Source organism: Aequorivita aquimaris (assembly GCF_001573155.1).
Taxonomy (GTDB): domain Bacteria; phylum Bacteroidota; class Bacteroidia; order Flavobacteriales; family Flavobacteriaceae; genus Aequorivita; species Aequorivita aquimaris.
On record NZ_JRWG01000002.1, the window covers coordinates 497,316 to 515,048 of the forward strand.

A 17,733-nucleotide genomic window follows, 5' to 3' on the forward strand; every position below is an offset into this window, starting at 1 on the left:
TTTCTTATTTTTAGGCTATGGTAACATTTCTTCAAGACGCCTTAACCGATGTTAAGAATAGCCTTCCTGATATTTCGGATATTACTTTTATATTGCCAAGCAAACGGGCTGGTGGCTTTCTTTTGAACGAATTGAAAAAGAATACTGCTGCCACTTTTTTTGCTCCGCTAATTTGCAGTATTGAAGAATTTATTGAAGAGCTTTCCAACTTAAAAATCATAAACAATGCTGAACTTCTCTTTAAAAGCTATGAAGCATATCTAAAGACTGATTCAATAACGGAAAAGGAAGATTTTGAAACCTATTCAACCTGGGCAACCACACTTTTAAATGATTTTAATGAAATAGATCGATACCTCGTTGAACCGACACAATTTTTCAGTTATCTGGCTAGTATAAAAACTCTTGAAAGATGGGGCGTAAAGGAAGAAAAGACAGAATTGATAAACAACTATTTGCAATTTTGGGAAAGCCTTCCAGCCTTTTATGAAAATATTCAATCGCTTCTGCTAAAAGAGCAAATTGGGTATCAAGGAATGGTTTACCGTGAGGCCTCGGCAAATATTGAACATTATATTACTGCCAACAAAAATAAGACACACGTCTTCATCGGTTTTAATGCTTTAAACACAGCCGAGCAGCATATTATACAAGAATTGTTGGAAACCGAAACTACAATGGTTTATTGGGATGCTGATCGCACATTTTATGAAGATTCAAAACACAGCGCGTCTCATTTCATAAGAAAATATATAAAAGAATGGAAATATTTTCAGCAGAAAACACCAAAGTTCATCGCTCAAAATTATGAAAAACCAAAAAAATTTCAATTTATAGAGGTCCAAAAAAACATTGGACAAGCAAAGTATGTTGGTGAATTGCTCTCAACACTTTCTGATGATGAAATAAATAAAACAGCAGTGGTGCTAGGCGATGAAAATCTATTGGTCCCTTTGCTGTATTCGTTACCGGAAAACGTGAAAAACCTGAACCTCACCATGGGGGTGCCTTTAAAACAATTTCCAGCGGTTGTTTTTTTTGAAAAGCTTTTTGCTATTCACACCCGTGATACGGAAATGCTTTATTACAAAGATGTTTTATCACTTTTAAATCATCCTGTGGGAAAAAACTTAGTTACTGAGTTTGATACTATTGCTCAAAATATAACGAATGAAAACATTACGCATATATCCTTTTTAGATTTGATGGCGCTTTCAGATTCTTCGAAAAATGATATGCTCGAGCTTCTTTTTAAGAATTGGAAAAACACTAGCCATACAGCCATAAAATCGTCTTTAGAAATTATTGAGGAACTTCGAAAAAAACATTCATCCACAACCATTGAAAGCGTAGTCCTACAACAACTACATACTGTTTTTAGTGAAATCGACGCCCTTAACCAAAAATACCCACATTTAAAATCCATCAAAAGCGTAAACACACTTTTTTCAGAACTTACAGCTACAACATCTTTGGATTTTGAGGGCGATGCGTATTATGGGTTGCAGATAATGGGGGTTTTGGAAACGCGGGTACTCGATTTTGAAAACGTGATTATAACCTCAGTAAACGAGGGTATTTTCCCTTCCGGAAAGTCGAATGCATCTTTTATTACCTACGATTTGAAACAACAATTCAGCTTGCCACTTTTTACCGAAAAGGATGCGATTTATACCTATCACTTTTATAGATTGTTGCACCGGGCAAAAAGTGTGACATTGCTCTATAACAACCATTCCGAAGGGATAAATACAGGTGAAAAGAGCCGTTTTATTCGGCAACTGGAAATTGAAAAACATCCAAACCATACAATCGAAAAGAAAGTGCTCGCTCCAAAAGTTCAAATTGAAAAAAAACCTTTAAAGCAGATAGAAAAGACTGATGCAGTGATGCAGCTTTTACGTGACATTGCAAAAAAAGGGTTTTCGCCCTCTGCCTTGACCAGCTATATCCGCAATCCGTTGGATTTTTATTTTCAGAAAATTTTAAAGCTAAATGAACTGGAGGAAGTGGAGGAAACTGTAGCCGCAAATACGTTGGGAACGATAGTTCACGATACTTTGGAAAAATTTTATCAACCCTTTGAAGATTGCGTACTTAGGATCCAAGACCTCCAGAATATGAAGGGGCAAATTCACGAAGAAGTAACTTCACAATTCAAAAAAACTTTTAAAGGCGGAACATTTTCCAAAGGAAAAAATCTCATCATTTTTGAAGTTGCAAAGCGCTACATTTCAAATTTTATAGATCGGGAAATTGCCGATATCCAATCTGGAAATACTATAAAGATCATCAATATTGAGAGCAATCTTACTTTGGAAATTCCCATTCCAGAACTTGATTTCCCTGTAAAAATACACGGAAAGGTAGATCGGGTTGATGAATACAATGGACAGCTCAGAATAATTGATTATAAAACTGGATTGGTAAATCAAGGCGATGTAGAAATAATTGATTGGGAAGAACTCAACAAAGACTATAAGTTTAGTAAAGCTTTTCAAGTCTTGGCCTATGCATTGATGATGAATAAAGAAATTCCAATAAACAATGCCGAGGCTGGAATCATTTCGTTTAAAAACTTAGGAGCTGGATTCTTGAAATTTGGAGTAAAGGAAAAGTCTGGAAGCCGCAACAAATCCCAAATAATTACAGAAGATACCTTGGAAAATTTTACCGTTGAATTGAAGAAATTAATTTTGGAAATTTGCGATCCCAATATTCCTTTCACCGAAAAAGAAATAGATTAATGATTAAAAATAAAAACAGAATACTTTCCTCAGAAAAGAAAAAACCGATTCTTTATGATGTATACTACAATGAAACGGAAAAGCCGCAGCCAATGGTTATTTTCTGCCACGGTTACAAAGGTTTTAAAGACTGGGGAGCGTGGCATTTGGTAGCCGAAGCCTTTGCAGAAGCGGGTTTTTGTATTGTGAAATTCAACTTTTCCCATAATGGTGGTACCATGGAGAATCCTATAGATTTTCCCGATTTGGAAGCTTTTGCGGAAAATAATTTCAGTTTAGAGTTGGAAGACTTGGATAGAATTTTAAATGAAATTGAAGCTGGCAACGAAAATCTACCGAGGAAAATTTCAACCATTTCGTTGATTGGCCACAGCCGAGGGGGCGGAATTGTTTTAATAAAAGCTGAAGAAAATACTCGCATCCATAAAGTAACTACCTGGGCCAGCGTCAGCGATTTTAAAGCAAGATTCCAAGAGAACACTGCAGAGTTCGAAACTTGGAAAGAAACAGGCGTGACTCACGTTGAAAACAGCCGTACAAAACAGATGCTGCCTCACAACTTTCAGTTCTATAAAGATTTTAAGGAGAACGAGGAGCGTTTTTCTATCAAACGTGCTGTCAAAAACTTAAAAATTCCTCAGCTCATTGTTCACGGAAGCGAAGATCCAACGGTTTCCGAAAAAGAAGCAAAAGCAATCCATTCTTGGAATCCAAAAAGTGGATTGGTAATAATAGATGGAGCCGACCATGTTTTTGGAGCGAGCCATCCCTTTGAAGGAAGTAATCTGCCAAACCATTTAAAAAAAGCTGTTGAAAAGACAATTGAGTTTCTAAAATAGAACTTGTATTAAAAAATTTACTATTTTTGGCATCCTAATCAGCAATTGGGGGATTAGCTCAGCTGGCTAGAGCGCTTGCCTGGCAGGCAAGAGGTCACCGGTTCGACTCCGGTATTCTCCACAAAAAAACCACCGTTTTCGCGGTGGTTTTTTGTTTTATTCTTGAACAGGCAAGACCAAAAGCGGTTTGCTGGTATGAAATTCTCTTTTATATATTTCATTCTTTTCCCAAAGCTTTTTGAAAAAACCACGCTTTCTTCTAATCACACAAAGCACATCAGGATTAAACTGCTGAAAATATTCAATTACCGCTTGAAAAGTTGTTGCTGTCTCTACTTGAGTATATGAATCTTGTAAAACTTTTAAATTATCGGTTACATTTTTCATATCCTCACTAGTTTCGGGAGTTTCTACGTGAAGTACGTTAATTTCGGTTCCAAAACTTTCTTTGAACTGTCTTACCGGTTCCAAAAGTTCATCGCGCTCAAAACTTCCATTTTTAAAAGCCATCAACATAGTTTTTGGCGGTTGAAATTTCGCTCCTTCGGGAACTACCAAAATAGGAATGTTGGTCTGTTTTAAAAGCTTTCCAGAGGTTTTCCCAAGATATACTTCTTCTTTAATAGAATTACTACGTGGTGCCAGGACCATCAAATCTATTGGCACTTGTTTGCTAATGCGTGAAATTCCTTCCAAAACCTCTCCTTTTATTGGGTGCGCGATAACTTGCACTCCTTTTCGATCTACTTGTGAAAGCACTTCATCTAAACGGTTTTCTGATTCTTCCTTTAAAATGGTATTCACCTTTGAAAGACCACCTACCTTAGAAAGTTCTTGAAATACCGAAGCAACATATACGTTGGCATTTATTGATTGGGCCAAATCTATGGCATACTGTAAATTACCGATTGCATTTGCTGAAGACCCAACGGGTACTAATATATTTTTCATAGGTAGTAACTTCTACTTATTTTGAAAACAAAATTAACTTTAAATATCGTTCAATCCATAATGCTTTAACATTTCAACCAAATTTAAACAATTAGGCAGAAACAAACTCATTCGCTTTTTGCATTTTCCGTAGTTTTGCTTTTTCCAAAATGCGACAAACCGATATTTCCTTTAAAAGAATTCAACAACTCGCCATTCCTGCAATAATTTCAGGGATTGCAGAGCCCGTACTTTCTGCCACAGATGCTGCTGTTGTGGGAAATATAAAGGAATTTGGGATTGAATCATTAGCAGCGGTAGGTATTGTAGGCTCATTTCTGTCGGCGCTTATCTGGATTCTTGGCCAAACCCGGAGCGCTATTTCAGCAATTGTTTCGCAAAACTTAGGAGCGGGCAAGCTGAAAGACTTACACAATTTTCCGGCGCAGGCTATTTATTTCAATATTGCACTGAGCATCATTGTATTGTTCTCCACCTATTTTTTTGTGGAAGAAATCTTTCGCATCCTAAATGCCGAGGGCCTTATTCTATCATTTAGCATCGATTATTACAATATCCGGGTGTGGGGTTTTCCGCTTACGCTCTTCACCTTTGCGGTGTTTGGCCTCTTCCGCGGCCTCCAAAATACCTTTTGGCCTATGATAATTGCCGCCATTGGCGCGGCACTGAACATTGCATTGGATTTTGCCTTGGTTTACGGTATTGAAGGCTTTATTTCTCCAATGGGAATAAAAGGCGCGGCGTGGGCAAGCCTTATTTCGCAAGCGGTGATGGCAATAATAGCTTTTATCTTCTTAATGAAGAAGACTGAAATCACGCTTCGTCTTAAATTTCCGTTGCACCCCGAAATAAAACGGTTGGTAAGCATGAGCTTCAATCTCTTTCTGCGTTCCGTGGCACTCAACACGGCTTTAATATTGGCTACGCGTGAAGCTGCCGATTTGGGAAAAGAGTACATTGCCGCACATACCATAGCGTTCAATATTTGGATTTTTACGGCTTTCTTTCTGGATGGGTATGGCGCTGCTGGGAATATCCTCGGCGGGAAACTCTTGGGTGAACGGAATTTTAATTCCCTTTGGAAGCTTACCAAAAAAGTAAACCTTTACAACGTGGGCGTGGCTGCGCTATTGGTTTTGATAGGGATAGTATTTTACAAACCGTTGGGACTTATTTTTAATAAAGATGAAATTGTGCTAACTACCTTCTACGGCATGTTCTTTATGGTGCTGCTTTGCTTGCCCTTTAATGCACTTGCCTTTACGCTCGATTCTATTTTTAAGGGATTGGGTGAAATGCGCTATCTGCGTAATGTTTTGTTGGGCGCAACCCTTTTCGGTTTTATCCCCGTACTTTATTTTTCAAAATATATGGATTGGGGTTTGATTGGCATTTGGGCGGCGCTTATTGTTTGGGTGGCGTATCGGGCGGTTGCCTTGATGATTAAATTCCGAAGAAAATACATTCCGCTAATTGAAAATTAATACTTTTACGAAATACGAATCAACAAATCACAAAGCATGGATTGGTTAAAATTTATTGGCGGTCCCGGCCTGTTTTTAATATTGGCTATTTTAGTAATTGTAGTGGTTGCTTACAATAAAATTAAAAAGAAGTAATCAACGCGTTTTAAGCCAACCGGTAATACTCATACGCTCAGAGGCCTTTACTACTTTCACTTCGTGTTCCAAGACTTGGCTTTCAAAAATTACTACGCGCCCGGGAAGTGGTAAAATATCCAGTTCCTCTTTTTCGGTATAAATGGTAAGCTCACCGCCATTTTCGCGCAGCCAATTGTCTTCGTTCAGATAGCAAACTATGGAAAGTTTTCTACGGTCGTCATTTTGAAACGTGTCCAAATGCCGCTTGTAAAAAGTTCCGGTTGGGTACACAGCGTAATGGAACTCTTTGTGAAGAATCCCCAAAAAACAGGTTTTATTCAGATAATTTACCAAATCATTTATCTTTTTGAAGAAAATCTGCTCGGCTTCATTTGCATTCTTCTCATCCATCCAAAGAATAAAATCGCCACGAACGGTTTTATCTATCTCTTCATTGGTGCGATTGCCAATAGCAGATTTCTTAAAGCGGTCTGCTTCGTATTTTGCAAGCAGCGAATTGCGTAAAACTTCCACTTCTTCCGAAGAAAAAAAGTCGTTTACAATACTGTATTGCTGCTGCAGCAAGTCGTCAATAATAGTTTCAAACAACGGATTTTCAAAAAATTCCAGTTGCTCAAAAAGTTCTTCGGTCATTTTTGGATTCTTTAAAAAAGTGGGCAAATATAGTGCAGAAATCGATTGGTTTTTTCATCAGTTAAAAAGATAAGCTTCTTTAGGAAGAAACTACGTGTGGTTTTAGAGAAAACAACGCTTACTTTTTTCAAAAGCCACATTTTAAAACGTGGGCGTATAAAATTGTATCTTTGTTGCCCAACTTTATACAATGAGACAGATACGCATTACCAAGATTTTTTCTTTTGAAACCGGCCACGCGCTTTACGGCTACGACGGCAAATGCAGAAATGTACACGGCCACAGTTATAAGCTTTCGGTAACCGTTATCGGCACCCCGATTTCTGATAACGATAACGTAAAATTCGGGATGGTAATCGATTTTGGCGACCTAAAAAAAATTGTGAAAGAAGAAATTGTAGATGTTTTTGACCACGCTACCGTTTTCAATAAAAACACGCCCCACGTTGAATTGGCAAAGGAATTGAGCGATCGTGGGCACAGCGTGCTATTGGTAGATTATCAACCCACCAGCGAGATGATGGTGATCGATTTTTCTGAAAAAATAAAAAAACGTCTTCCTAAAAATATAATGCTTCACTCCTTACGACTACAGGAAACCGATAGCAGTTATGCGGAGTGGTTTGCGGGGGATAATTAAACCGAAACAGTTTCCTATCTTTGAATATGCAGATCCCACAGGGCAAAAAAATATACTTTTCCAGCGATAACCACCTTGGCGCGCCCACACAGGCCGAAAGCTTGCCGCGCGAAAAGATTTTTGTGAAATGGCTGGACAGCATTAAGCACGATGCTGAAGTGATTTTCCTACTTGGCGACCTTTTCGACTTTTGGTTTGAATACAGAACTGTGGTACCGAAAGGATTTGTGCGCGTTTTGGGAAAACTGGCCGAGCTTCGCGACAGTGGCATTCAAATCCACTTTTTTGTGGGCAACCATGATTTATGGATGCACGATTATTTTGAGAAGGAATTGAACATTCCCGTGTATCACGACCCAAAGGAATTTGTTTTTAATAACAAGCATTTCTTTATCGGCCACGGCGACGGGAAAGGTCCGGGAGACAAAGGGTACAAACGGATGAAAAAGGTTTTTATTAATCCGTTTTCAAAATGGCTATTTCGATGGTTGCACCCAGATATTGGTGTGCGTTTGGCGCAACATCTTTCGGTAAAAAACAAATTGATTTCAGGAGATGAGGACAAAGAATTTTTGGGTGAGGAAAAAGAATGGCTTGCGCAATACTCAAAACGAAAACTGGAAAACAAACATTTTGATTACTTTGTTTTTGGCCACCGCCATTTGCCGATGGAAATTAAGGTAGGCGAAAATTCAACCTATTATAACCTTGGCGATTGGATAAACCATTATACCTACGGCGTTTTTGATGGGGAAGATTTTGAATTAAAACAATTCAAATCAAAATAATTAAATTGTTTAGGTTGTAGGGACAGGGCATGCTCTGTCCCTACAACTATAATGAAATAAATATTATTCCCGAATATCCTTTAACCGTAATTGCAGACTAACATTTCCCTGCCATTCATTTTCATCAATGCAATAGGCTGCCTTAAAGGGTTTTCCGTTACAGGCAATATCCTGTTTATCTGCCAGCCCGAAACCGATTCCAGTAAATTGATTTGAATTTCCCTGTTTCACAACAACGCGGAGATGCTTTTTGTCTTCACCAACACATTTTCCCCAGCCAGTGTCTTTTAGGTTTTGGGTCATAAATGTTGGAGTCATATTTCCTGGGCCGAAGGGTGCAAATTGTTTTAATATTCGGAAGAATTTCGGAGTGATGTCTTCCAAATCTATTTCAGCATCTATTTTAATTTCAGGCGTGAGTAAATGCGGATCGATGGTTTCGGAAACCACACGTTCAAATGCATTTTTGAAATTTTCAAAATCTTTTTCAAACAAGGTCAATCCCGCGGCATACATATGTCCTCCGAATTGCTCAATGTGTTGCGAACAACTTTCCAAGGCATTGTAAACGTCAAATCCACTAACCGAACGGGCAGAAGCGGCAAGCTTTTCACCACTTTTTGTAAACACCAAAGTTGGTCGATAATAGGTTTCCGTCAAGCGGGAAGCCACGATGCCAATAACGCCTTTGTGCCAATTTTCTTGATAAACAACTGTGGTTTTTCGCTCTTCCTCCTTATTTTGAATTATTTGCTGAAGCGCTTCCTCGGTAATCAATTTATCGGCATCTCTTCGATCTTTATTGAATTGTTCAATTTCGGCAGCATAATTTTCTGCTTTTTCAAAATCGGTTTCCGTAAGCAAAGTAACAGCGTGGTTGCCGTGTTTCATGCGTCCAGCCGCGTTGATGCGTGGAGCGATGATGAAGACCACATCGGTAATGGTGAGGGTTTCTTTTTTCACTTGCTTTAATATGGCTTGAATTCCCGTGCGCGGATTGCTGTTTATCACTTTAAGGCCGTAATGGGCAAGAATTCTGTTTTCGCCCGTAATTGGAACAATATCTGCCGCAATTGCGGTGGCTACGAGATCTAAATAAAGCAGCAAATCTTCAATTTGCAAACCTCTTTTTTCTGCCAAACCTTGAATCAATTTAAAACCAACGCCGCACCCGCAGAGTTCCTTGTACGGATATTCGCAATCTTCCCTTTTTGGGTCCAGCACCGCAACTGCTTTTGGAATTTCCTTCCCTGGCCGGTGGTGGTCGCAGATGATAAAATCAATATTTTTTTCGGAAGCATACGCAACTTTATCGATGGCTTTTATGCCACAATCCAAAGCGATAATCAGCGAAAAATCATTGTCGTGAGCATAATCAATTCCTTTGTATGAAATACCATAACCTTCGTCATACCGGTCTGGAATGTATGTGGAAACATTTGGATAATAACTTTTTAAATAGGAAGAAAGCAATGCCACACTCGTGGTGCCGTCTACATCGTAATCGCCGTAGATTAAAATGTTTTCCTCGTTTTCGATTGCTTTTTCAATGCGGGCAACGGCTTGGTCCATATCCTTCATCAAAAAAGGATTGTGCAGATTTTCCAAACTGGGGCGGAAGAATTTCTCGGCTTCCTCAAAAGTTTCCACGCCGCGCTGTACCAAAAGCGAAGCGATTATGGGCTCCACCTTTAATGCTTTTGAAAGAGACTTTAATTTTTCTTCGTCGGGTTTTGGTTTTAGGGTCCAGCGCATATACTTCATAAATTCCAAAGATTAAAATTACAAATTCCAAAATTTGGATTGGTTGTGATTATTAAATAAAGGGGAGAGCTGTAAAATTACAAAATTATGACAATAGTTTAAGAGCCTTTTGTGTTTGATAATTTATTATCTTGTGGGAATATTCTCCCCGCTAACCTTAAAATTTTAGGATTATGAAAACACTTTTACTTTTTATTGTAGGAATAGTTTCGCTTGCGTCTTTTGGGCAGGATGGGGGTTTAGATACTTCGTTTGGCAATAACGGGACTGTACAAACAGATATTGATGGCGATTCAGACTATGCAATATCAATAGCGCAGCAAGCGGATGAAAAACTTTTAGTGGCGGGTAGATTCACTATACAAGGACAGGCCTTTCCTTCCATTGCTAGATATAGCATTAATGGTAATTTAGATACTTCTTTTGGGAATAATGGCGTGGCAATTTTTGGTGGGTCAGGTTATGAGGATGATTATTATGAAATTGTATTAAGTCAAAATGATGGGAAGATTATTGCTGGGGGACCATTTAATCTAAATTCTAGTTATCAATATGCAGTAAACCGTTTTTTACCCGACGGTTCAATCGACACGAGTTTTGGCAATAATGGTGAAATAATAGTATTTCCGGAGAACATCTATAAAGGAGACTTAGCATTACTGGATGATGATTCACTTTTAGCAGTGGGTAAAATTTATGATAACGGAATCTCTAAAGTTGCTTTAAAAAAATATACGTCCAATGGAATGTTAGATACTTCCTTTGGGAATAACGGCGTTGTTATAACAGAAGTTGGAAATGAATCGAATTCTGCTTTAAAAGTAGCTTTGGCTCAAGACGATACAATTGTGGTGCTTGCAAACAGTCAAGACAATGGAGTGTCTTCTCAAGTATTATTGCGCTACATGCCCAATGGCGTGTTGGACACTGCTTTTGGCAACAATGGAATGGTAACTATTGTAAATGATCTTGATTTTTCTTCAAGCAATATTGCTTTGTACAATGATGGTAAAATTGCAGTGCTCAGTTCGTTTTTTGATTATCAATTTAATATAATCACCAATTTAATTTCTAGATACCTTTCTGATGGAAGCTTTGATACATCTTTTGGCAATAATGGGTATATAAATCCGAACAGGAATAATTTTATAATAAGCAGGATTGAAGTTCAAGAGAACCAAAGATTGTTAGTTTTTGGGGAGCTTACAGATTTTTTTGAGGGTGGAGGACCTTTTTTTATTAACAGGTATCACCTTGGAGGACATTTAGATACTGGTTTTAATTTTACAATTAATCCTTCTGAGTATTTTGTTTCGAATATGTTAATCCAACAAGACGGTAAAATAGTATGTCTAGCCAGCACACCGTGGTACAATGGGCAAGAAGATATTATTATGGAACGCCATATTAATACTCCTTTGTCCACTCCCGAATTCAAAAATCAAATAACAACCATTTACCCAAACCCCTCAAATGGAGTTTTCACTATTGAACGCGATTTGTTTTCTGAAAACACATCTTTCCAAATAACAGATATTACAGGAAAAATTATTGCTAAAGGCGAATTGAATGATACCCAAACCCAAATAGATTTTTCTGTGGCACAAGCTGGGGTTTATTTTTTGAAAACCGCTGATGGGGTGTTCAGATTGCTGAAGAATTGAGTTACCTTATAATTTCAATGACGCATCAAAACTTAAAAATTATGAAAAAACTTTTACTTTTTATTGTGGGAATAATTTCTGTTGTTACTTACGGACAGGATGGTAGTCCAGATTTGTCATTTGGAACAGAAGGTGTGGTTACAACCGATATTGAGAATAGTGAGGAACTCTTATCATCTGTAGTTCAACAAAATGATCAGAAACTAATTGTTTCGGGAATAACGTCAATAAATAACAATCTTAGTAAACCATATTTGGTAAGATATATGCCAGATGGCAGCTTAGACAGTTCTTTTGGAAACAATGGGATATTAGTTGCTGATTATGCTGAAGGTTATTGTGAACACGTTAATTTATTTCTTGATGAAGAACAGAATATTCTAACCGGAGGCAAATTCTCCAACAGTCAAAGCCAAACTTATAAAATTGCAAAATATAACGCAAATGGTGAATTGATAAATTCTTTTGGAACCAATGGGGTTCTAACAATTCCGAATGGAAATTTTGCCAAAATGCTAGTCTTAGCAGATAACTCATTATTATTTTTAAAACTTACTGCCAATGATAAAATTGGCTTTTTTCATTATTTTGAGGATGGGACTTTAGACCCTAATTTTGGAATAGATGGCATTGCGATTTCTAACTTTTCAGGAGGATCTTTTACTATCAGCGAATTAAAAATAGATTCCGAGAATAATTTCTTCGTTTCAGGAATTCGAGCTAATTCTTATACAGCAGACATAATATTATTGAAATTTTTACCAACCGGATATTTAGATATAAATTTTGGAGATAATGGATTAACCACCAAGTCACTTGAATCAATTGATGCAGTAAACTTTCGGAATCCAAGTTTTGATTTTACCAATAATCAAAATATAGTGATTGCTGGAAGTTACGGTTATTGTACTCTGCAATTAGAACCATTCTTTAAGCAATATTTTATTCGTTTCTTAAGTGATGGCCAACCAGATTTAAATTTTGGAAATAATGGAACGAGATTATTATCCGAGACAGGATTCTCTATTTCCCAATTAATAATTCAAGAAAATCAAAGAATGCTTGCCATTGGTAGCACTACTGATTGTTTTGAACTTGGCGTATATAATGTTAAGCGGTACTTTTCAGGAGGATATAGAGATTATTCTTTCATTTTAGGTTTGGAATTTGTAGATAGTAAAACCATTGTTCAAACTGATGGAAAGATTGTAGGTGCTGGTATTACAGCTCCGTTAAGTGGTCCTCAAAATATTTTAGTAGCTCGTTTTAATAATTCACAACTAAGTGTTCCTAACTTCAAAAATCAAAAAACAACCATTTACCCAAACCCCTCAAATGGAATTTTCACTATTGAACGTGAACTGTTTTCTGAAAATGAACAATATGAAATAACTGACATTGCCGGGAAAACTATTGCCTCGGGCGAATTGACCGAAAAGCAATCGCAGCTAAATCTCACTGCTGCCCAAAGCGGGGTTTATTTTTTAAAAACCTCAAACAGTATTTTTCGTTTGTTGAAAAACTAAGGTGAAAATATTTTCTTTGGAATTTGAGGTTTGCGATTTCTTTGAAATTTGGAGTTTGTGATTTGGAATTTGCCATCGGCAATTCCTATCTTCGGATAAAATATTCTAAAAATTACCGATGCCATTAGTAACACCGCTTTCCCCAGACCACGACACCGAAACCAAACAATTGGCTGAATTTTTCAACGAAACCCTCGGCTTCTGTCCCAATAGCGTACTAACGATGCAACACCGCCCGGCAATAAGCAAAGCGTTTATCAATCTCAACAAAGCCGTAATGGCTAATGAGGGACGCGTTACTTCTTCCTTTAAAAGAATGATTGCTTGGGTAAGCAGCAATGCCACAGGTTGCCGCTATTGCCAAGCCCACGCCATCCGCGCTGCGGAACGCTACGGAGCGGAGCAGGAACAGCTTGACAACATTTGGGAATACAGAACCCATCCCGCCTTTTCGGAAGCGGAACGAGCCGCTTTGGACTTTTCTTTGGCTGCCAGCCAAGTGCCAAATGCGGTTGACGGGGAAATTAAAGAAAGACTTTACAAATATTGGAACGAAGGCGAAATTGTGGAAATGCTTGGCGTTATTTCGCTTTTTGGTTATTTAAACCGCTGGAACGACTCTATGGGAACTTCCATTGAAGAGGGCGCTGTGGAAAGTGGGGAGCAGTATCTTGGTAAACACGGTTGGAATAAGGGTAAGCACATTTAATCAACTATTTCCTTTTACAACAACCACAATCTCTCCTTTCGGGGGCTTATTTTCAAAATGCTTTAAAACTTCTTCGGCAGTTCCACGGACAGTTTCTTCGTGTAGTTTTGTCAATTCCCGCGAAACGGAAACTGGTCTTTCGGCACCAAAATATTCCACAAATTGCGCAAGGGTTTTTAGCAGTTTGTGCGGCGATTCATAAAAAATAATGGTTCTGGTTTCTTCGGCTAAAAGTTCGAGTCGGGTTTGTCTGCCTTTTTTCACAGGAAGAAAACCTTCAAAAACAAATTTATCATTCGGGAAACCACTGTTTACAAGTGCTGGAACAAAGGCTGTGGCGCCAGGCAGGCAATCTACTTCAATACCAGCTTCTATGCAGGCTCGAGTCAATAAAAATCCGGGGTCACTAATGGCGGGAGTTCCGGCATCGCTAATGAGCGCAATGTTTTCACCGTTTTGAATCCGCTTTACAATACCTTCCACCGTTTTGTGCTCATTGTGCATGTGGTGCGAGTGCATTTGGGTGCCTATTTCAAAATGTTTCAACAGTTTTCCACTGTTGCGTGTATCTTCGGCTAAAATTAAATCTACGTCCTTCAGCACTTCAACAGCGCGAAAGGTCATGTCTTTTAAATTGCCAATGGGTGTAGGCACCAAATAGAGTTTTCCCGTCATAATTTATGGGCGTACAGTTTTTCCGAAGAAATAGGAAACCAACAAAAAAAGAATTCCCAACAAAGGAAGCGTTATCCCTGGGTCGTTAAGCCGATAATGCGCAAAGCAGGCCAAAACCATATCAAAAAAGAGTCCGGCATATGCCCATTCCATGACCCATTTTGGTTTTCGTAAAAGGATAAAAACAATTGCAAAGATTTTTGCAAGCGCCATTGGAATTACCAAATAGGTGGGGTATTGATAATCCTGGTAATATCCTTCAATTACCGCAGTATCGGTTAAGTACATAACTGCGGAATACAGAAAGAGAGCACTTAGCAGCCCTGTGGCTATCCAATAGATTGATTTTTGGGCTGTCATAAATGTGAAATTTAGTTGAAGCGCTTTTCGATAATGTTCATAAACCTTTCGGAATACTCTTCTTTGTTGAGCCAATAGTTGTAATCTGGCTTTACTTTGCCTTTGATGAAACTTTGTGCTTCCTCAAAACTCTCCATCGTATTTATCTGTGAAAGCACGCGGGTATAATCCTCAGTCTGTCCTTCAAAAAGATGTTTAATAAATGCCAAACGGTCGTTAAGGCCTATGTTCAAGCCTTTATTTATGGTATCATTGATAGATCTTGCGCGCGATTCGGTCAATGTTTTACTGGCTTCTTTTCCTTCTACGGATTTGGGAAAAAGCGCAGTGGTTTTTCTTTCAAATTCTGGCATTTGCTGGTAGTTTGACGCAAACTCCTCCAAATCGTTTTTAGCATATTTTGGCGTTGGCTTTTCCTGAATTTTGGCAGTTTCGCTTTCGTGGTTTTTTGGAAGCATTTCATCCAAAAGTTCGTCTATGCGCTCGCTTTCTTCCGGCATTTGCGCCACAATATCCTTTATTTTTTCCATCAAAGGTTCAATCAGGTCTTCCTTGTGTTCGGGTTGTGGCACGGGTTCTGGCTCGGTAAACCAATTTTCCTCCCGGAAGCTTTTTGAATCTAGCGATTCAGCGGTTGGTTGTTCGGTAGGCTCTTCCAATTGATTTTCAAGATATTCGAGCACGGCCAATTTTTCATGAAGCTCACCCACCAATCCCTTTATGGAGGCGGCTTTAAACGTTTTTTCTTCTTCAATTAATTGCTGTGCTAGCGCTGTTACCTGCTCACGGAGTTTCTTCTTCATATCTTTTTAAATTAACCGGATTTTCTATTTTGTTTTTATAAATTTACGCATCCTTTATGTAAACGTCAACTATTTTTGTTTTCTTGTTCAAAACCACAAACAATCTTCAAGTTGAATACGTTTAGGGAATAGCATTATTACTAAATGTTTCGCGTAAAATTAAACTATGTTTCTTGAAAATACCGTAAATCAGAAAGAACAATTTGGCTGGATTGAGGTAATCTGCGGATCTATGTTTTCAGGAAAGACCGAAGAGCTAATCCGAAGGTTGAAACGCGCCCAGTTTGCCCGTCAAAAAGTCGAAATTTTTACACCATCCATAGACACACGTTATGCCGAGGATGCCGTGACCAGCCACGATAGCAACCAAATTCGTTCCACGCCCGTTCCCGCTGCTGCAAACATCCCTATACTTGCAGATAACTGTGATGTGGTGGGAATAGATGAGGCCCAATTTTTTGATGACGAAATAGTAAAAGTATGTAACGATCTCGCCAATCGCGGCGTTCGTGTGATAGTTGCAGGATTGGATATGGACTACAAAGGAAATCCGTTTGGGCCAATGCCCGCATTAATGGCTACAGCCGAATATGTTACCAAGGTTCATGCCGTATGTACCCGCACGGGAAACCTTGCCAATTACAGTTACCGCAAAGCGAAAAGCCAAGACCTTGTATTGCTTGGTGAAACTGAAGAATACGAACCTTTGAGCCGCGCTGCATTTTTTAAGGCACAACTTCGGGACAAAGTGGTAAAACTGGAAGTAAAAGATGCTGAAGACCTGAGTAAGCAGAATGCTCCTGAAAAACCTGGAAAACAAGCGTAATATGCCCAAAGCCACCGAAACATTATTGGAGATTGATTTAAATGCACTCGACAATAATTATAAATACCTTACCTCAAAATTAAAGCCCAACACTAAAGTACTTGCAGTAGTAAAAGCTTTTGCCTATGGAAGCGATTCTGTAGTTATTGCAAAAGAACTTGTGGTATTAGGCGTTGATTATTTTGCAGTTGCGTATGCAAATGAAGGCGAAACCCTTAGAAATGCAAAGATTGAAACCCCCATTTTGGTGCTGCATCCGCTACCCATTAATTTTGAAGTAATCGTGGATCGCTGTTTGGAACCCAGTATTTATTCCCGAAAAACACTAAAGGAATTCGTTGCTTTCGCTGAAGAGAAAAAACAGAAAGATTACCCAATTCACTTAAAATTCAACACGGGTTTGAACCGCTTGGGTTTTGTTGAAAGTGATGTGGATTTTATTGTGGAAACACTTTCAAAAACCACAACTGTAAAGGTAAAATCTGCTTTTTCACATCTTGCCGCGAGTGAAGATTTAAAGCTGAAGGATTTTACAAAAAGACAGATTGAAGATTTTCGAAAAATTTCTGAAGAACTTTCAGAAAAACTTGGCTACAAACCCTTGCTGCATTGCGCCAACACCTCTGGAATTATCAACTATCCCGAAGCACATTTTGACATGGTGCGCACGGGTATAGGTCTTTACGGTTTTGGAAATGATAAAGAGGAGAACAAACATTTAAAGCCTGTTGGCACTTTAAAAACGGTCATTTCACAAATCCATACGGTACAAAAAAATGAAAGCGTGGGCTACAACCGAGGTTTTATAGCCGAAAAAACTACAATGTCAGCAACGCTTCCTATTGGCCACGCTGACGGAATTCCACGTTCCTACGGAAAAGGAAAAGGCTGGGTGACCATACACGGAAAAAAAGCGCCCATTCTTGGCAATGTGTGCATGGATATGATTATGGTTGATGTTACCGGTATTGAATGTCAGGAAGGTGATGAGGCCATTGTATTTGGACCTTCTTCCACTGCTGAGGAATTATCGGCCACGATAAATTCTATTTCCTATGAATTGATTACTGCAGTTTCCCAAAGAGTGAAACGGGTTGTTTGTAGGAATTAATTCCTTTTGGGAAATTATTTGAGAAAATGAATTCTTTTTGAGTAAATTAGTGGCTATTAACTTCTAAAACCAATC

Annotated in this window: 16 protein-coding genes and 1 tRNA gene; 11 read left to right on the top strand and 6 right to left on the bottom strand. The window is 38.6% G+C overall.

Going from position 1 to position 17,733, the window contains the following annotated elements:
* The first annotated feature begins 17 nt into the window (after positions 1–17).
* The 3 genes from LS48_RS05030 (at position 18) to LS48_RS05040 (ending at position 3,707) form a co-directional block, all read left to right on the top strand.
* Positions 18–2,747, top strand: a complete 2,730-nt coding sequence (locus tag LS48_RS05030) for a PD-(D/E)XK nuclease family protein (protein WP_062620567.1) — start codon at positions 18–20, stop codon at positions 2,745–2,747.
* The gene (locus LS48_RS05035) at positions 2,747–3,586 is read left to right on the top strand and encodes an alpha/beta hydrolase family protein (protein ID WP_062620568.1); all 840 of its coding nucleotides are present in this window, start codon (positions 2,747–2,749) and stop codon (positions 3,584–3,586) included. The genes LS48_RS05030 and LS48_RS05035 overlap by 1 nt, the downstream gene beginning before the upstream one ends.
* Positions 3,587–3,633: 47 nt before the next feature.
* Positions 3,634–3,707, top strand: a tRNA-Ala gene (locus LS48_RS05040).
* A gap of 35 nt (positions 3,708–3,742) precedes the next feature.
* Here LS48_RS05040 and LS48_RS05045 read toward each other — a convergent pair.
* A complete protein-coding gene (locus LS48_RS05045) occupies positions 3,743–4,537 on the bottom strand; it encodes a universal stress protein (RefSeq protein WP_062620569.1) in 795 nt (264 codons plus the stop codon).
* Positions 4,538–4,686: 149 nt separating this feature from the next.
* Here LS48_RS05045 and LS48_RS05050 point away from each other — a divergent pair, with 149 nt between their 5' ends.
* Positions 4,687–6,021 (top strand): MATE family efflux transporter, encoded by a 1,335-nt coding sequence (locus LS48_RS05050; RefSeq protein ID WP_062620570.1) that lies wholly within the window; start codon positions 4,687–4,689, stop codon positions 6,019–6,021.
* 135 nt (positions 6,022–6,156) lie between these two features.
* On the opposite strand, the gene LS48_RS05055 is transcribed toward LS48_RS05050, so the two are convergent.
* The gene (locus LS48_RS05055) at positions 6,157–6,792 is read right to left on the bottom strand and encodes a 2OG-Fe(II) oxygenase (RefSeq protein ID WP_062620709.1); all 636 of its coding nucleotides are present in this window, start codon (positions 6,790–6,792) and stop codon (positions 6,157–6,159) included.
* 190 nt (positions 6,793–6,982) lie between these two features.
* Between LS48_RS05055 and LS48_RS05060 the strand changes: the two genes are divergently transcribed.
* Both LS48_RS05060 and LS48_RS05065 read left to right on the top strand, forming a co-directional pair.
* Positions 6,983–7,432, top strand: coding sequence for a 6-pyruvoyl trahydropterin synthase family protein (locus LS48_RS05060; RefSeq protein WP_062620572.1), 450 nt, complete (start codon positions 6,983–6,985; stop codon positions 7,430–7,432).
* A gap of 26 nt (positions 7,433–7,458) precedes the next feature.
* Complete coding sequence (locus tag LS48_RS05065) at positions 7,459–8,220, top strand: UDP-2,3-diacylglucosamine diphosphatase (RefSeq protein ID WP_062620573.1); 762 nt, start codon at positions 7,459–7,461, stop codon at positions 8,218–8,220.
* A gap of 63 nt (positions 8,221–8,283) precedes the next feature.
* Here LS48_RS05065 and recJ read toward each other — a convergent pair whose 3' ends face one another.
* Positions 8,284–9,975: a single-stranded-DNA-specific exonuclease RecJ gene (recJ, locus tag LS48_RS05070; RefSeq protein ID WP_062620711.1), complete on the bottom strand. Its 1,692-nt coding sequence runs from the start codon at positions 9,973–9,975 to the stop codon at positions 8,284–8,286.
* 182 nt (positions 9,976–10,157) lie between these two features.
* Here recJ and LS48_RS05075 point away from each other — a divergent pair, with 182 nt between their 5' ends.
* From LS48_RS05075 to LS48_RS05085, 3 genes are all read left to right on the top strand, one after another.
* Positions 10,158–11,648, top strand: a complete 1,491-nt coding sequence (locus LS48_RS05075; protein WP_062620575.1) for a T9SS type A sorting domain-containing protein — start codon at positions 10,158–10,160, stop codon at positions 11,646–11,648.
* Between the two features lie 41 nt (positions 11,649–11,689).
* Positions 11,690–13,174 (top strand): T9SS type A sorting domain-containing protein, encoded by a 1,485-nt coding sequence (locus LS48_RS05080; RefSeq protein WP_162266494.1) that lies wholly within the window; start codon positions 11,690–11,692, stop codon positions 13,172–13,174.
* 118 nt (positions 13,175–13,292) lie between these two features.
* Positions 13,293–13,883, top strand: coding sequence for a carboxymuconolactone decarboxylase family protein (locus LS48_RS05085; protein WP_062620578.1), 591 nt, complete (start codon positions 13,293–13,295; stop codon positions 13,881–13,883).
* Here the strand turns inward: LS48_RS05085 and rsmI are convergent, their stop codons facing one another.
* The 3 genes from rsmI to LS48_RS05100 are packed head-to-tail and all read right to left on the bottom strand — an operon-like array spanning position 13,884 to position 15,721.
* Positions 13,884–14,558: a 16S rRNA (cytidine(1402)-2'-O)-methyltransferase gene (rsmI, locus tag LS48_RS05090; RefSeq protein WP_062620580.1), complete on the bottom strand. Its 675-nt coding sequence runs from the start codon at positions 14,556–14,558 to the stop codon at positions 13,884–13,886. It abuts the gene before it with no gap.
* A 3-nt stretch (positions 14,559–14,561) separates the two neighbouring features.
* Complete coding sequence (locus LS48_RS05095) at positions 14,562–14,918, bottom strand: DoxX family protein (RefSeq protein WP_062620581.1); 357 nt, start codon at positions 14,916–14,918, stop codon at positions 14,562–14,564.
* 11 nt (positions 14,919–14,929) lie between these two features.
* A complete protein-coding gene (locus LS48_RS05100) occupies positions 14,930–15,721 on the bottom strand; it encodes a DUF8457 domain-containing protein (RefSeq protein ID WP_062620583.1) in 792 nt (263 codons plus the stop codon).
* Between the two features lie 166 nt (positions 15,722–15,887).
* Between LS48_RS05100 and LS48_RS05105 the strand changes: the two genes are divergently transcribed.
* Both LS48_RS05105 and alr read left to right on the top strand, forming a co-directional pair.
* Positions 15,888–16,547, top strand: coding sequence for a thymidine kinase (locus LS48_RS05105; RefSeq protein ID WP_062620584.1), 660 nt, complete (start codon positions 15,888–15,890; stop codon positions 16,545–16,547).
* Between the two features lies 1 nt (position 16,548).
* Positions 16,549–17,658 (top strand): alanine racemase, encoded by a 1,110-nt coding sequence (alr, locus tag LS48_RS05110; protein ID WP_062620713.1) that lies wholly within the window; start codon positions 16,549–16,551, stop codon positions 17,656–17,658.
* Positions 17,659–17,733 lie beyond the last annotated feature (75 nt).

Bases quoted from the DNA above. Each gene is read 5' to 3' on its own strand.
- LS48_RS05030 (WP_062620567.1), top strand. From the start codon at position 18: ATGGTAACATTTCTTCAAGACGCCTTAACCGATGTTAAGAATAGCCTT.
- LS48_RS05035 (WP_062620568.1), top strand. From the start codon at position 2,747: ATGATTAAAAATAAAAACAGAATACTTTCCTCAGAAAAGAAAAAACCG.
- LS48_RS05045 (WP_062620569.1), bottom strand. From the start codon at position 4,537: ATGAAAAATATATTAGTACCCGTTGGGTCTTCAGCAAATGCAATCGGT.
- LS48_RS05050 (WP_062620570.1), top strand. From the start codon at position 4,687: ATGCGACAAACCGATATTTCCTTTAAAAGAATTCAACAACTCGCCATT.
- LS48_RS05055 (WP_062620709.1), bottom strand. From the start codon at position 6,792: ATGACCGAAGAACTTTTTGAGCAACTGGAATTTTTTGAAAATCCGTTG.
- LS48_RS05060 (WP_062620572.1), top strand. From the start codon at position 6,983: ATGAGACAGATACGCATTACCAAGATTTTTTCTTTTGAAACCGGCCAC.
- LS48_RS05065 (WP_062620573.1), top strand. From the start codon at position 7,459: ATGCAGATCCCACAGGGCAAAAAAATATACTTTTCCAGCGATAACCAC.
- recJ (WP_062620711.1), bottom strand. From the start codon at position 9,975: ATGCGCTGGACCCTAAAACCAAAACCCGACGAAGAAAAATTAAAGTCT.
- LS48_RS05075 (WP_062620575.1), top strand. From the start codon at position 10,158: ATGAAAACACTTTTACTTTTTATTGTAGGAATAGTTTCGCTTGCGTCT.
- LS48_RS05080 (WP_162266494.1), top strand. From the start codon at position 11,690: ATGAAAAAACTTTTACTTTTTATTGTGGGAATAATTTCTGTTGTTACT.
- LS48_RS05085 (WP_062620578.1), top strand. From the start codon at position 13,293: ATGCCATTAGTAACACCGCTTTCCCCAGACCACGACACCGAAACCAAA.
- rsmI (WP_062620580.1), bottom strand. From the start codon at position 14,558: ATGACGGGAAAACTCTATTTGGTGCCTACACCCATTGGCAATTTAAAA.
- LS48_RS05095 (WP_062620581.1), bottom strand. From the start codon at position 14,918: ATGACAGCCCAAAAATCAATCTATTGGATAGCCACAGGGCTGCTAAGT.
- LS48_RS05100 (WP_062620583.1), bottom strand. From the start codon at position 15,721: ATGAAGAAGAAACTCCGTGAGCAGGTAACAGCGCTAGCACAGCAATTA.
- LS48_RS05105 (WP_062620584.1), top strand. From the start codon at position 15,888: ATGTTTCTTGAAAATACCGTAAATCAGAAAGAACAATTTGGCTGGATT.
- alr (WP_062620713.1), top strand. From the start codon at position 16,549: ATGCCCAAAGCCACCGAAACATTATTGGAGATTGATTTAAATGCACTC.